Raw genomic sequence first — 12,443 nt, 5'->3', positions numbered from 1 at the left:
CATAACGAACTAGCCTTACCGACGTTCCTCGACCCTGAGCCTCTGGAGGAGGCGTTAGGGACTGGCACGTAGCTTGCGTATTGCAAGCGAGTGACAGAAGAGGAATGTGGCTTGCCCGAGCAAGGGTGAGTGAAACGAATCCCGCAGCGTAGCGGTAAGGCGTAGTTAGCCGAAGTGGGCGTTAGTTTAAAGCTCTACCGTCAGTTCCTTTTGGAATTCGAGGGACGTCTTTACTTTCTGCATCATGCTCAATTACAATTATCATTAAGATTCCTGAATCTAAATTTAAAGCTTTCCAGAGATCAGTATAAGGTTCAATTTCGTCGAAGTTACCTATTCTATCTGTCAAGTATTTATACAGATTTCTGGATGGAATGACCAAAATTCCAGCACTTACAATTCCTTTAATTAATCCTAATGCTATTTTATTGATAGCTCTATGGCTAGAAGAGATATTGCCTGTTTCCCATTCTATTACGATTTTTTTATCTTTATAATCTAAGACTAGATCAAGATTCCCGGGTTTTTTTCTAGAAGCAATATCTAATGGTTTTTCTGCTTCCCAACCTTTAACGATGAGTCTCTTCACGAAGGTATCTTTTATTGGCTTTACACCATTACCTTCGCCTCTACGCTTTCCGCTTTCAGGATAGATCGTAAATTTACCAGAACCAGGTGGCCAATCTACCTCTTGGATTTCTTCGATTATCCCTTGTTTTAAACTTTCCCATTCTTTTGAACTTGCAAATAGACCTTTTTCAATAAGGGTTTCAATGTGAACGACTTTCAATTTTTTTATCCTTCAACATGGTCTCCATTTTTATGTGGTTGAACATCATCTGATTCTAATCTATCTTTTATATCATCAGCGTAATCAATTTCTACTCCGATCCAATGCCTATGTTTTCGCTCGCAAGAAATAAATGTTGTTCCACTTCCACCAAACGGGTCCAATATTATATCGCCAGGAAGTGTACTTAATTCAACAATTCTGTCAGTTATTTTTGTTGAAAGAGCATTTGCTTTTCTGTTTTCAGATTTAAATTTTCTATGTCGGACCGGAGGAATGTCTGTCCAAACATCTTTTAAATTTACTCCTAGTGGGTTCATTGCATTGCGATGACCACCATAGTCTTTAATTTCACCATCGCAATGGCGGCATCTTTCAATTGGTGTCCTGATTTTTCTAAATGTTTTAGGTTTACCTTTTGTATAATAGAGGAGGCTGTAATGGCTTGGGTATAGTCTACCTTGAATTGGCAGGACCATATTAAGTTCAATTGCAATCCAATGACGGAATTCCATTCCTAATTCGGAAAGGTAACTCCCTAATAGTACGTTCCATTTTGGTAGGTTATATAGGAAAAAGGCCCCGCCTGGTTTAATTACCCGAACGCATTCTCGAATCCATTGTTTCGACCACTCAAGGTATTCGTGGTCAGGTCGCTTATCATTTGTATTTTTTCGATAAACTTTGCCTATATTAAAAGGTGGATCTGCAAAAACTGTATCAATAGTATTTTCTTTAATTAAAGGAAGGATTTTAAGGCAATCTTGATCGAATAATGCACCTAAATTTGATTCATAATATGCTTTGGGTTCTTCGTTGAAAATACCATTCCAATCAAATTTTGGAGTTGGGTGAATTAATTTTAGCTGCGCTGATCGTGCCATTTACTTGATTATATGGGACATATTTTAATTTCAAGTAAATTGTATCAGCCCATTTCGGCTAACGAACTAGCCTTACCGATGTTGTCCGTAGCTGAGCCTCTGAAGAGGCGTTAGCGTCGGCACGATTTCTTGCTAAGCAAGAAACGTGACGGAGGACAATGTGGCTTCAGCCCGAGCAAGGGTGAGCGAAAGCGAATCCCGCAGCGTAGCGGTAAGGCGTAGTTAAGCGAAGTCCAAACCCTATATTAAATTACTTTGTAAAATAAAAACCTGAAACAAAGAAATTTCCATCTTCTTCTTTGATTGGAAAACAGATTTTCCCTTTTTCAGGATTTTCATAGCAGTTTTCATTATCTCCACTAGAAATATCAATATCTTTTACTGCTTCTTCCAGGACATTTCGATCAGAATAACTTATAAAAGGATAACTTAAAAGATCTGTTTGATATGCGTCATACCAAATAAAACTACAACTTGATATGGAGGAGAATTTTTCATCATTATAATTTGAAAGTATGTCATGAAAATGATTAATAAGAGATTTTTTATCTTTAAAAAAGAAATTTTTTCTTTTCTGATCAATTAGGCACTGAGTTTGAATTTTAAAGTAATCAATCAATTCAGAGAGACCATATAATTCAACTCTTTCATATTCAGGAAAATCTTTTTGAAGTTTGATATAATAAGCTAATCTTTCTTCAAGTTTTACTTTCTTAGAAAGCAAATCGAAAGGAGTTTCATTTTCATTGAGAACAAATTTGTTAAAAACATACCCTTCTTTTTTTTCAAGCATGCCTGAGTAGACTGAAACTTTAAACCAAAGATCATTATTTTGTGAATTTTGTTCAGTGTTCTTGATAGTTTGTAGAATTTTAACTTCATTACCACCTTGTAAAAACCCGAGGGAATTAGATTTCGTTGATGGGTTACTTCTTAAGTGTATATTCGTCCCCCTAATAACACGAATATCATTTACACTTTCAATGATTTCTGGCTTTTTACAATGCAATGCTATAAAAATTAGTAATAATATTTTTTTCATATATAATGGATTTTTTTTTGGATTTCGCTTAACGAACTAGCCTTACCGACGTTTCTGAAGTGGCACGAGGTTGCTCAGCAAACGCAGTGACACGAAAGAAATGTGGCTTTAGCCCGAGCAAGGGTGAGCGGAAGCGAATCCCGCAGCGTAGCGGTAAGGCGAAGTTATACGCAGTGTCACTTTGTAATCTAATATTCAGGAGAATACTCAAGGGGGATATAAAATTCATCATTAGATTCAATTATTTTAACTTGATCATCTTTAAGTCCGCTAAGTTCGCTAACGGTATGCATAATATTTATAGAATTATATTTGTCTTGAATGTAGATTGTTCCATCTTTACTAAAATTTTTAAGTAATTGCCTGTCGACTTCTCTGTTGAAGACAGGAAAACTATAGCCAATGATAATCAAAAATCTTGATTTAGAAAAAGTCTCTAATGCTAGTTTACGAGAATTATCTATGAAAGTTTCTTTATCCCATGAAAAAGAAAGGTATGTTTCAATATTTGTATCTATTCTTGATAAATAATTCAATAACTCCTTACTTGTATTTACTCCATTTGATGAATTTTCTGCAATTCCAAGATCAAAAACTCTGTTTTGTATATTTCCATAAAAACCCGCAGTTCCGTTCAGTTTTATAAGCTGAAACTTTGAATTATCAATATTACATAAAGCAGCTGAGCTTTGAAGATACTCAAAGAAAGCTTGATCCAGTTGCCTTTGTAAAAACTTTGAAGCAGCAATTTCTGTTTGAAGATCATAATTCCAAGTCACAATGGATAGATTCTTAGGAACTTCTACTTTTCCATTTTTTATACCTAATAAAGCTGCAAAAAGATTATCGTATCTATAGTCATTTTGTTTAGTAGATTGAACTGCAGTTAGAAAGAAGGATAATAAATATTTTAGTTTTTTGTAATTTCTATCACCCGTAAGAGCTAGTTTTTTAGCAAATGTATCTATTGTAGAGAAATTTGCGGATTCATTTATTAACCATTCGTAATCTTTGATCAGTCTTTCTTTTGCTTGCGTAGGTGAAATTGTAATTTGTCTATCTGAGTCATTAAATCTCAGATTTTCTGTATTAAACTCAAATTCGATTCTACTTTTAAATTTTTCTATATTTTTATTGAATTCTTTAACTACAGGAATTCTATTAGCACTTGCTCCAGCTCCCAATAAATATGTAACATTCATTCATTTATTCCCTATAATGGTTTTGTATCTGTGACATTGCGTATAACGAACTAGCCTTACCGACGTTGTCCGTAGCTGAGCCTCTGAAGAGGCGTTAGCGTCGGCGCGCTTTCTTGCTAAGCAAGAAACGTGACGGAGGACAATGTGCCGAAGGCCGAGCAAGGGTGAGCGAAGCGAATCCCGAAGCGTAGCGGTAAGGCGTAGTTAAACGCAGTCGCAATTAAGTAAGTTTAATTAAATAAAAACAGAAGGAGATACACTAAATTTTAGAGCCAAAGCTTTAATCTGCCTGACATTAAGCTCTCTTTTCCCATTAAGAATTTCAGAAACAACACCTTGACTTCCGAGTTCAGCAAGGTCTTTCTGAGTAAATTGATTTTCTTTCATTAAAAACTTAAGAACGTCTAAAGGTTCACTATTAGGTTGAATAAAATGATCGTTTTCGTATTCCTCAATCAAATTTCCAACAGTTTCTAATAAAGGAGCTAGGGGATGTTTTTCATTATTTCCGACTTCATCAATTAATTCATCCAGAACTTTTAAAAGTTTTTTATACTGTTTCTCATTATGAGGAACGGAGAGAATATCTTTAACTTCGTGCCAAACATTTTTGACTTTTTCTATTTCCAGAATCATAATTATTCCTTCTTCCATTTGCCTTTATCATATTCGGAGTGAGTAAGAACGTGCCGAACAAATACTTTTTGTCGATTAAAATGAATAGCGACAATTAATCTAAAATGATTTCCACTAATATTAAAAACGGTAAATTTATTCACCTGATCGACAGAGTTAAAAACCTTTCTTAATTCATTAAAATCCTTAAAATTAGTATTTTTAACAATTTTAAACCAGCTTTTAAGAGAAGATCCGGAAGCTGGATACTTTTGAATGAAATCATCTAATTTTTTCCAGCTGATAATATGCACTCACCAGATAGTCTATCTCAAAATGAGATACTGTAAATCATATTTTTATAGAAATTCTTGTTCTTTTATATTTTTGCGATTGCGTTTAACGAACTAGCCTTACCGACGTTGTCCGTAGCTGAGCCTCTGAAGAGGCGTTAGCGTCGGCGCGCTTTCTTGCTAAGCAAGAAACGTGACGGAGGACAATGTGGCTTTAGCCCGAGGAAGGGTGAGCGAAAGCGAATCCCGCAGCGTAGCGGTAAGGCGTAGTTATACGAAGGTTACGTGTGTACTCGAAAAATTGAAGCCACGGATGGCGCGTTTAAGCTTTTAATAGAAGGAATTCATCTTTTGTTTTCTTCTTTCTTGGAACAGCTTTGATCTCAATATCCATACCGCAAGCATGAACATAATCAACTAGTGTAGATATTTTTATATCAGAGCGAGATTCAATCCTAGAAACGCTTACTTGAGAAAAACCTTCAACATCGGTTTGCTTAATACCTTGTTTTTGTCTTAATTCGGCTAATTTAAGCTTAAGTATTTGTTTTTGAGCTTCCGTTTTGGCATCTTTTATAATGTCTTTAGGAACATATGCTTCAAGATCATAATAAAAACTTTTCAAATCTTTCTTAGGTTTATTTTTAACCATTGTCAATATCTCCTAGATATAATTTATAAAGAGTTTCTGATTTTTTAATCATCTTTGGATAAAACGCTTTATCAGTAGCTTTGTTTCCGCCAATGAGTAGAATAGCTTTTCTTTTTGGGTCAAAAACAAAGAAAATACGAAAAGGTCTATTTTTGCTATTAATCCTTAATTCTTTTAAGTTTTTGATCTTAGAGCCAGTGATAGTATCGACATGTGGTCTTCCAAGCCTAGGACCAAATTCTTGTAAAATTTCTATTTGAACTAAAATATTCTTTTTTGCATCTAAATCAAGGTCTTTGAACCAATTAATAAGTTCGTCGGTTCTCTTTATCTCATACACTGTAAGTAATATAACGTAGAGGTAATAATTGTCAAATCAAAAATACGATTTAAATATTCCTGAAAGAGGGAAATTTTTGATAAATTTAGTTTTAAATAGGTTCATTTTACCAATCTCTTGCCGCAATGCCTCGCGGACACGGAAGTCCGCTTTGTTAAGTAATTAACACCCACGTAACTTTCGTATAACGAACTAGGCTTACCGACGTTGTCCGCAGCTGAGCCTGCAAGGCAGGCGTTAGCGTCGGCGCGCTTTCTTGCTAAGCAAGAAACGTGACGGAGGACAATGTGTCGAAGACCGAGCAAGGGTGAGCGAAAGCGAATCCCGAAGCGTAGCGGTAAGGCGTAGTTATGCGAAGAATCGCGTGTTCAATTATGATCTAATCCCCATCCCAGCTCTCCAAGTCGAAGTTAATGGATGTGTGAAGTTGTTCTTTGCTAGAATAAGTATTCCTATTTTTCCTTAGATTAATCTTTTTTTGTTACTGAATTCAGCAGATTTTCCTTCTGTTCATCAAATACAAAGATTTTTATTAATAAGCTTTCAACTATTTCAATGCCTGATCTTAATATTAACTCCGGCTGAATTATGTTGTTGTGCGCAGCATCATCACCAAAATTTTTAAGTGTTTCTAAAACGTTCTTTTCAGAGTCGGAAATCTTATTTTCTTTATGAAGCTCATCAATTTTATTTTGTAAATTAAATTTTTTTGCTCCAAAATGTTTTGAAATCTCTTCTATGATAATTCTCAATCCTAAGGCTGCAAAGCGAAACATTTTTTTAGAAACCAATGATAAAGTCTCAGTATATAGTTCTTTAATTATTTTTGGAATAGTTGTGGAATCCAATATTTTAGGATTAGTTTTTAAATGTTCAGGAAAATAATTGTCTTGGTAAACTTGAGTTTCGATTAATTCATCATTGTAGTTATTGGGATTTTTATTCAAACGTATATTTAGCATTTCGGAATGAGTATATCTGGATCTGAATGATATTGTTTCACAGCCCCCACAAATTAGAGTTTCATAATAATAATAAAAAGTTGGAAATTCGTATAAGTCTTTTGAATGATTAATCTTAGAAATAGAAGCTAGGCATTTGTGAAAAGTTTCTATGTTGCATCTATTGCAGAAAATCTTTTCTTTTATGATTTTTTCATTACAGTCGACTTTAATTTGGTACATTTTATTCAACCCATGTCCTATGGAAACTTTTAATGGATTCGACTTACGATTAATATCCTAATTTATCTTTCTTCTGAATATAAATATGTAATTTGGAATCATATTTAATTTTGAGCGATTTTTCGCATAACGAACTAGCCTTACCGACGTTGTCCGTAGCTGAGTCTCGAAGAGACGTTAGCGTCGGCGCGATTTCTTGCTTAAGCAAGAAACGTGACGGAGGACAATGTGCCTTTAGGCCGAGCAAGGGTGAGCGGAGCGAATCCCGCAGCGTAGCGGTAAGGCGTAGTTATACGCAGTTGCGAATTACTTAGTTTTCTTTTTACTATATAAGTTTTCGTCTATTGCAATGGCATTCGACAGATACTCTTTAAGTATAGATTCATTAATTTGTTTTGGAGAATGGTAGGTAATACAATATACCTGTTTTCTATTCTCTTTTTCTGAAATATCGTATTTATCATTAATTAAGTAACCGTTGCAAAACCCAAATTGAACACCCGCTTTTGGTCCTGGTTTAATGGATGCAGGCCAAATGAAGCATACTCTACTGTTCAAGAAATAATATAGGACGGAGTAGGAAATTCGCTCATCGAATAAAAGAAATGAATCTATGATTTTTTTCAGCTTTCGAACAATTAATAGTTCATTTTCTGTAAGTGAAGAATAGAACGTATCTACTTTAGGATCAGACGTAAGCATATGTTAAACAAACTAACGTACATAGTCGCGTAGTATAAAATTATAAGTTTTGCAGGGTAGTAATAAATCATTTGAACTTATATATTATCCAAGTTGCTAAATATAGTTCAAATAAGCTAAGAGGAATTGCATATGCTAGTATGGCGATCGGTAAAATTCCTAAATTCCAGGTGACAATCCACATTAAAACAAATCCAACGAACCAAATAAAAAAGAAAGTATGCAAGAATTTTAGACGTTGAGAGATGAGAAAGATAGAAATAGCTAAACCAAGCGACCAAAAACCCCATAGTATACCATTTATGGGTTTAGAAGGAAAAATAAGTCCTAAACTGCTGAAATGATCTAACCATATAGATTTACAAAGGAATTCATTTCTAAAAAACTCCGACACACTGATCCAAATTGTAGCAAAAGTAATTGATAAAATTTTATTTTTGTTGCCCAAAATCATTTTCCTTTAAACCCAGCTAGCTGATATGATTTAATAGAAAACTGTAATTTATTTCCCAGTATTTTGTCATTAATTTTCGCAATTGCGTATAACGAACAAGGCTTATCGACGTTCCTCGACCCTGAGCCTCGTAGAGGCGTTAGGGACTGGCACGTAGTTTGCGTATGCAAACGAGTGACAGAAGAGGAATGTGTCGCAGACCGAGCGAGGGTGAACGGTAGTGAATCCCGAAGCGTAGCGATAAGCCGCAGTTATGCGTAGTGCTTGATGTTTAACTGGCTTTAAGATCAGAAAATTTCTTAATAGATCTTAATTCATTCTTCAATTCGTTTTGCTTAATTTCTAGGTCGTAATGTGCTTGAATAGAGAGCCAGAATTCTGGAGAATTTCCAAAAAATTTAGAGAATCGTAAAGCGGTATCTGCCGTAATTGCTCTTTTTCCATGTATAATTTCGCTAATTCTTTTTTGATCAATAAGAGTATTTTGAGCAAGTTTATATGCAGTTAATTCCATGGGTCTAAGAAAATCTTCTAAAAGAATTTCGCCAGGATGAATATTCATTAGTTCTTTATTCATATAAAACTCCTTAATGATAATCTACGATTTCGACGTTTTCAACAGACCCATTATTCCAATTGAAACAAATTCTATATTTCATGTTAATACTAATAGAATGCTGTCCATTACGATCGTTTGCAAGTTGATGCAATCTATTTCCAGGAGGAACTTTTAGGTCTTCTAGTGTTTTTGCACTATCAATGTGAATCATTTTCCTTCTAGCAGTTCTTTGTATGTCCTTTGGAAATTTCTTAGATATTGAACCATTCCAGATAGCTTCGGTATCTTTGTCTTTAAAGGACTTGATCACATGTCAATACTAGCGGATTAAGCTAGTGGTGTCAATCACCATTATTTTCAATTTTCTGTTTTGTTGGGTATTTAGTTTTTGACAACTTTGATCAAGGAGTCTCAATCCTGCGACCGAATGGCTTATTGCCATAAAGAACCATTTTCTATAGTTTTCTAGATCCGCTTTACGCTCTTTCTAACTTTATATTTTTCTTTTGTTTAATGATTAAATTTTCAAGCATTACGCATAACGAACTAGCCTTACCGACGTTGTCCGTAGCTGAGCCTCTGTGGAGGCGTTAGCGTCGGCGCGTTTTCTTGCTTTCGCAAGAAACGTGACGGAGGACAATGTGGCTTTAGCCCGAGCAAGGGTGAGCGATAGCGAATCCCGTAGCGTAGCGGTAAGGCGTAGTTATACGCAGTAGCCCTGATCGTTCAGAGAGAAAATTGTGCTAATAGCTTTAACTTCTCACTCACTTCTTCTATTTTTATATTTCCTTCAGCAACTGCTATAACTAGGTCATAGAGAATTTCATTAGGATCCAAAACTTCGAATCCATTTAAATCGAGAAAAACTAATGAAGTGGCAAGAGCTACGCGTTTGTTACCATCAATGAACGGATGGTTTTTACAAATATGGAAAAGGTAGGCTGCGGCCTTATCAAAAATGGAATCGTGAAAATTGACTCCATCAAATGATGCCAATGGTTGGCTAATTGCGGACTGAAGCAAGCCCAGGTCTCTAATTTCTGCTGAGCCACCATATAACTCAATTTGGTTAGAATGAATAATTAAAATATCTTCTAAACTAAGAAAGATGATTTCATTTTGATTCATTGAGAAAGTTTTTTCAATGTTTTAGAATGGTTTTTATTAATTTTGTCCAATGATTTTAAAATACTTTTATTCGCCGGTTTAATGATTAGAGACTTACCATCAGTAGTGACTTCAAGAGTTGTATTTAGATCAATATTTAGTAGTTCTAGTATAGGTTTTTCAATTACTAGAGCCGAACTATTTCCGTGTTGAACGAGTTTTTTTAACATTTTTGTACCTGTTACCACAATGTAATAACATGATTTTATTGATGGCAACCAAAATATTCAGTTTATCCAAGATTTCAAAAAAAATAACGATTACGTATTTAAATGTAAATTAGCAAAATCCCGACCCCTTTTCAAAATTTGAAGAATTGTAAATGAATCTTCTTTTTTCGTAAATGCCTAATCTATTTAAATTAATCAATACTGCATTTGATTCAAAAAATTTGGGCTATTGCGTATAACGAACTAGCCTTACCGACGTTGTCCGTAGCTGAGCCTCCGGGGAGGCGTTAGCGTCGGCACGCTTTCTTGCTAAGCAAGAAACGTGACGGAGGACAATGTGGCATAGCCCGAGCAAGGGTGAACGTAGTGAATCCCGCAGCGTAGCGGTAAGGCGTAGTTAGTCGCAGTTGCGTGATTTATTTCTTAATGTAATACTGGTTGAAGTTTAAGATTCTTAATTTTGAATTTGCAGCAATTTTTTCGAAATCAGAATCATAAGTCGCAAGAGTTAAATTGTTTGAAATGGCCATTTGAGCAATTAAGACATCAATTGAAGCAACAGTTATTCCTTTTTTTGCTAAATCATTTCTTAATTGTGCAGCAAGAATATGATCCTTGTTTGTAGGATTTATAAAATTAAAGAACCGAAGATGATCATTGATTTCATCAAAGAGTTTCTGATTTTTGATACCCGTTAATATTTCTTGTAGGATAATCCCAGTTAAGAAAATTTCTTCTTCATTTTTAATTATTTGAAAAAGGAAAGTGTCCTCGGAATTAACGGATTTGTTTTTGCGTCTAAGTGCTTCTGACCAAACAGAAGTATCAATAAGTAAATTCATTACTTTGAAATTAGATCGTTATTACCCTCGAAGTTTTTTATAATCGGCTTTTGGGTCGTATTCAATTGTATTAAAAAACTTTATAATTTCTTTCTGTTTATGTTTCTTGATAAACTCAATAAGCGCTGTGTTTACAGTTTCCCTTTTGGTTTTTAAGCCACTTATTGAGTATGCTTCATCAAGTAATTTTGAGTCGATGTTTAGATTAGTGGCCATAATTACTTTAATTCTTACACAATGGCTTGTGTAAGTCAATCAAATTATTGCTAAATATTTTCTCATTTTTTTTTGATTTAAAACTGAGATTTCACGCTATTGCGACTAACGAACTAGGCTTATCGACGTTGGTCGTAGGTGAGCCTGCAAATGCAGGCGTTACCGTCGGCACGCTTTCTTGCTAAGCAAGAAACGTGACGGAGACCAATGTGGCTTTAGCCCGAGCGAGGGTGAACAATAGTGAATCCCGAAGCGTAGCGATAAGCCGTAGTTATGCGCAGTGTGGTTTCTAAGTGGCTTAATCTTCAGGAAATAATGTAACTTCTCTGAACAGTAGGTGACCTTCCGGTTGCTCGCCAAATAGTTTATTCTCATGACATCCTGATATTTGAACAACATCGTCCTTTCTAAAAACATCTGGATCTAGAGGATGTATTGCATAAGGATTATGATATACTCTCAATCCATCTATGAGAGTCTCATTATAATCGCTTTTTTCTCTTTGATGGAATATGGTTTATGTGCATTGGGGTTGAACCTAAGTGCTTGAAATATAAGATTAGAATTTGGATCTCTTGAGAGAGCTCTCACTTTTCCCATTGTTGCACAGGAATTGAAGATTATTGCACTTACTTCAGAATACGAAGGATCAGAAAATATACCGAGTTCTACTGAACTATTATTATCTTTATATGCTTTGGATAAATTAACCCCTCCAAGAGCACCTCCATGCTTTATGTAGGCTTGTTCGTCTACGTAATACTTATATAAAAATGCTTCTACTGCTCGAAAAGATCCTAAGAAACTATAAGGCGCATCAAATGTATTAATAGCAATGACAAAGGGGGAGGTTTTTTACATGATTTAGTTTGTGATATGACTCTCTATATTTTTTTATTTTAGAATGTATGCTATTAGCTACACGAATGATTTGGTCATTATTAAATTTATTTAAATCATCTGGGGGAGAAAAATTTATTCTTAAATGTTCGGGAGGCTTGTTTTGTGCATTAAGTGCGACGGTAGCTTCAACTAAAAATGGTATTGGAGCGGTAATAACAAAATCAGGTCTGTCTTTGCTAAAATCGATATTGAAAGACATAGATTTAAATAAAGCAAATAGATATAGTTCCCAAAAAGAAGAATTGAAAGTTGATTGAAATTCTTTAACGAATTTGTTATCTCGGTCTACAAATCCTTTTGCCCAATCTACCAGAACATCACAAGTAAAGCCATTCGGCTTATCCTGAATATTTTTAAAATAAGGATGCCATGATTCTTTTGGGATTACAGGGGTGAAAAGATCCATATATGATTGAAAATACTAGTTT

17 protein-coding genes and 1 pseudogene are annotated in these 12,443 nt (G+C 34.8%); 1 reads left to right on the top strand and 17 read right to left on the bottom strand.

The features are described 5' to 3' along the window. Nucleotides 1-174: 174 nt before the first annotated feature. A complete protein-coding gene (locus DI077_RS19895; protein ID WP_423241795.1) occupies nt 175-378 on the top strand; it encodes a porin family protein in 204 nt (67 codons plus the stop codon). On the opposite strand, the pseudogene DI077_RS16065 reads toward DI077_RS19895, so the two are convergent. The 17 genes and pseudogenes from DI077_RS16065 to DI077_RS15985 all read right to left on the bottom strand — a co-directional run. Next, nucleotides 317-790: pseudogene (locus DI077_RS16065) on the bottom strand (BglII/BstYI family type II restriction endonuclease); the annotation flags it as partial. The gene DI077_RS19895 and the pseudogene DI077_RS16065 sit on opposite strands and share 62 nt — an antisense overlap. A gap of 5 nt (nt 791-795) precedes the next feature. Continuing rightward, nucleotides 796-1,674 carry a DNA-methyltransferase gene (locus DI077_RS16060; protein WP_109022528.1) on the bottom strand — a complete coding sequence of 293 codons (879 nt, stop codon included), beginning with the start codon at nt 1,672-1,674 and terminating at the stop codon, nt 796-798. Nucleotides 1,675-1,924: 250 nt separating this feature from the next. Next, on the bottom strand, nt 1,925-2,716 hold the full coding sequence (locus DI077_RS16055; RefSeq protein ID WP_109022529.1) for an SH3 domain-containing protein: 792 nt from the start codon (nt 2,714-2,716) through the stop codon (nt 1,925-1,927). A gap of 188 nt (nt 2,717-2,904) precedes the next feature. Then, nucleotides 2,905-3,918 (bottom strand): hypothetical protein, encoded by a 1,014-nt coding sequence (locus DI077_RS16050; RefSeq protein WP_109022530.1) that lies wholly within the window; start codon nt 3,916-3,918, stop codon nt 2,905-2,907. Between the two features lie 234 nt (nt 3,919-4,152). After that, on the bottom strand, nt 4,153-4,554 hold the full coding sequence (locus DI077_RS16045; RefSeq protein WP_109022531.1) for a helix-turn-helix domain-containing protein: 402 nt from the start codon (nt 4,552-4,554) through the stop codon (nt 4,153-4,155). A gap of 2 nt (nt 4,555-4,556) precedes the next feature. Further along, the gene (locus tag DI077_RS16040; RefSeq protein WP_109022532.1) at nt 4,557-4,847 is read right to left on the bottom strand and encodes a type II toxin-antitoxin system HigB family toxin; all 291 of its coding nucleotides are present in this window, start codon (nt 4,845-4,847) and stop codon (nt 4,557-4,559) included. Nucleotides 4,848-5,148: 301 nt separating this feature from the next. Continuing rightward, nucleotides 5,149-5,478, bottom strand: coding sequence for a helix-turn-helix domain-containing protein (locus tag DI077_RS16035; RefSeq protein WP_109022533.1), 330 nt, complete (start codon nt 5,476-5,478; stop codon nt 5,149-5,151). Then, entirely contained in the window at nt 5,471-5,818 is a 348-nt protein-coding gene (locus DI077_RS16030; protein WP_109022534.1) for a type II toxin-antitoxin system RelE/ParE family toxin, read from the bottom strand. The genes DI077_RS16035 and DI077_RS16030 overlap by 8 nt, the downstream gene beginning before the upstream one ends. A 467-nt stretch (nt 5,819-6,285) precedes the next feature. Beyond that, nucleotides 6,286-6,765 (bottom strand): DUF4145 domain-containing protein, encoded by a 480-nt coding sequence (locus DI077_RS16025; RefSeq protein WP_167837236.1) that lies wholly within the window; start codon nt 6,763-6,765, stop codon nt 6,286-6,288. A 543-nt stretch (nt 6,766-7,308) separates the two neighbouring features. Further along, a complete protein-coding gene (locus tag DI077_RS16020; protein ID WP_109022536.1) occupies nt 7,309-7,704 on the bottom strand; it encodes a DUF1801 domain-containing protein in 396 nt (131 codons plus the stop codon). 725 nt (nt 7,705-8,429) lie between these two features. After that, nucleotides 8,430-8,735, bottom strand: coding sequence for a HigA family addiction module antitoxin (locus DI077_RS16015; RefSeq protein WP_109022538.1), 306 nt, complete (start codon nt 8,733-8,735; stop codon nt 8,430-8,432). A 10-nt stretch (nt 8,736-8,745) separates the two neighbouring features. Beyond that, entirely contained in the window at nt 8,746-9,027 is a 282-nt protein-coding gene (locus tag DI077_RS16010) for a type II toxin-antitoxin system RelE/ParE family toxin (RefSeq protein WP_109022539.1), read from the bottom strand. 416 nt (nt 9,028-9,443) lie between these two features. Continuing rightward, entirely contained in the window at nt 9,444-9,845 is a 402-nt protein-coding gene (locus DI077_RS16005; protein ID WP_109022540.1) for a type II toxin-antitoxin system death-on-curing family toxin, read from the bottom strand. Beyond that, nucleotides 9,842-10,054, bottom strand: a complete 213-nt coding sequence (locus DI077_RS16000; RefSeq protein WP_109022541.1) for an AbrB/MazE/SpoVT family DNA-binding domain-containing protein — start codon at nt 10,052-10,054, stop codon at nt 9,842-9,844. Before DI077_RS16000 ends, DI077_RS16005 begins: the two co-directional genes overlap by 4 nt. Nucleotides 10,055-10,470: 416 nt before the next feature. Beyond that, the gene (gene vapC, locus DI077_RS15995; RefSeq protein ID WP_109022542.1) at nt 10,471-10,896 is read right to left on the bottom strand and encodes a type II toxin-antitoxin system VapC family toxin; all 426 of its coding nucleotides are present in this window, start codon (nt 10,894-10,896) and stop codon (nt 10,471-10,473) included. 21 nt (nt 10,897-10,917) lie between these two features. Next, nucleotides 10,918-11,112, bottom strand: coding sequence for a type II toxin-antitoxin system VapB family antitoxin (locus DI077_RS15990; protein ID WP_109022543.1), 195 nt, complete (start codon nt 11,110-11,112; stop codon nt 10,918-10,920). An 826-nt stretch (nt 11,113-11,938) separates the two neighbouring features. Then, the gene (locus tag DI077_RS15985; protein WP_109022544.1) at nt 11,939-12,421 is read right to left on the bottom strand and encodes a hypothetical protein; all 483 of its coding nucleotides are present in this window, start codon (nt 12,419-12,421) and stop codon (nt 11,939-11,941) included. Between the last annotated feature and the right edge of the window lie 22 nt (nt 12,422-12,443).

Source organism: Leptospira kobayashii (assembly GCF_003114835.2).
Lineage (GTDB): Bacteria > Spirochaetota > Leptospiria > Leptospirales > Leptospiraceae > Leptospira_A > Leptospira_A kobayashii.
This window is presented reverse-complemented; position numbering and strand designations above follow the sequence as displayed.

Excerpts from the sequence above, each read along its gene's own strand:
- DI077_RS16060 (WP_109022528.1), bottom strand. The coding sequence starts at position 1,674 with ATGGCACGATCAGCGCAGCTAAAATTAATTCACCCAACTCCAAAATTT.
- DI077_RS16055 (WP_109022529.1), bottom strand. The coding sequence starts at position 2,716 with ATGAAAAAAATATTATTACTAATTTTTATAGCATTGCATTGTAAAAAG.
- DI077_RS16050 (WP_109022530.1), bottom strand. The coding sequence starts at position 3,918 with ATGAATGTTACATATTTATTGGGAGCTGGAGCAAGTGCTAATAGAATT.
- DI077_RS16045 (WP_109022531.1), bottom strand. The coding sequence starts at position 4,554 with ATGATTCTGGAAATAGAAAAAGTCAAAAATGTTTGGCACGAAGTTAAA.
- DI077_RS16035 (WP_109022533.1), bottom strand. The coding sequence starts at position 5,478 with ATGGTTAAAAATAAACCTAAGAAAGATTTGAAAAGTTTTTATTATGAT.
- DI077_RS16020 (WP_109022536.1), bottom strand. The coding sequence starts at position 7,704 with ATGCTTACGTCTGATCCTAAAGTAGATACGTTCTATTCTTCACTTACA.
- DI077_RS16015 (WP_109022538.1), bottom strand. The coding sequence starts at position 8,735 with ATGAATAAAGAACTAATGAATATTCATCCTGGCGAAATTCTTTTAGAA.
- DI077_RS16005 (WP_109022540.1), bottom strand. The coding sequence starts at position 9,845 with ATGAATCAAAATGAAATCATCTTTCTTAGTTTAGAAGATATTTTAATT.
- DI077_RS16000 (WP_109022541.1), bottom strand. The coding sequence starts at position 10,054 with ATGTTAAAAAAACTCGTTCAACACGGAAATAGTTCGGCTCTAGTAATT.
- vapC (WP_109022542.1), bottom strand. The coding sequence starts at position 10,896 with ATGAATTTACTTATTGATACTTCTGTTTGGTCAGAAGCACTTAGACGC.
- DI077_RS15990 (WP_109022543.1), bottom strand. The coding sequence starts at position 11,112 with ATGGCCACTAATCTAAACATCGACTCAAAATTACTTGATGAAGCATAC.
- DI077_RS15985 (WP_109022544.1), bottom strand. The coding sequence starts at position 12,421 with ATGGATCTTTTCACCCCTGTAATCCCAAAAGAATCATGGCATCCTTAT.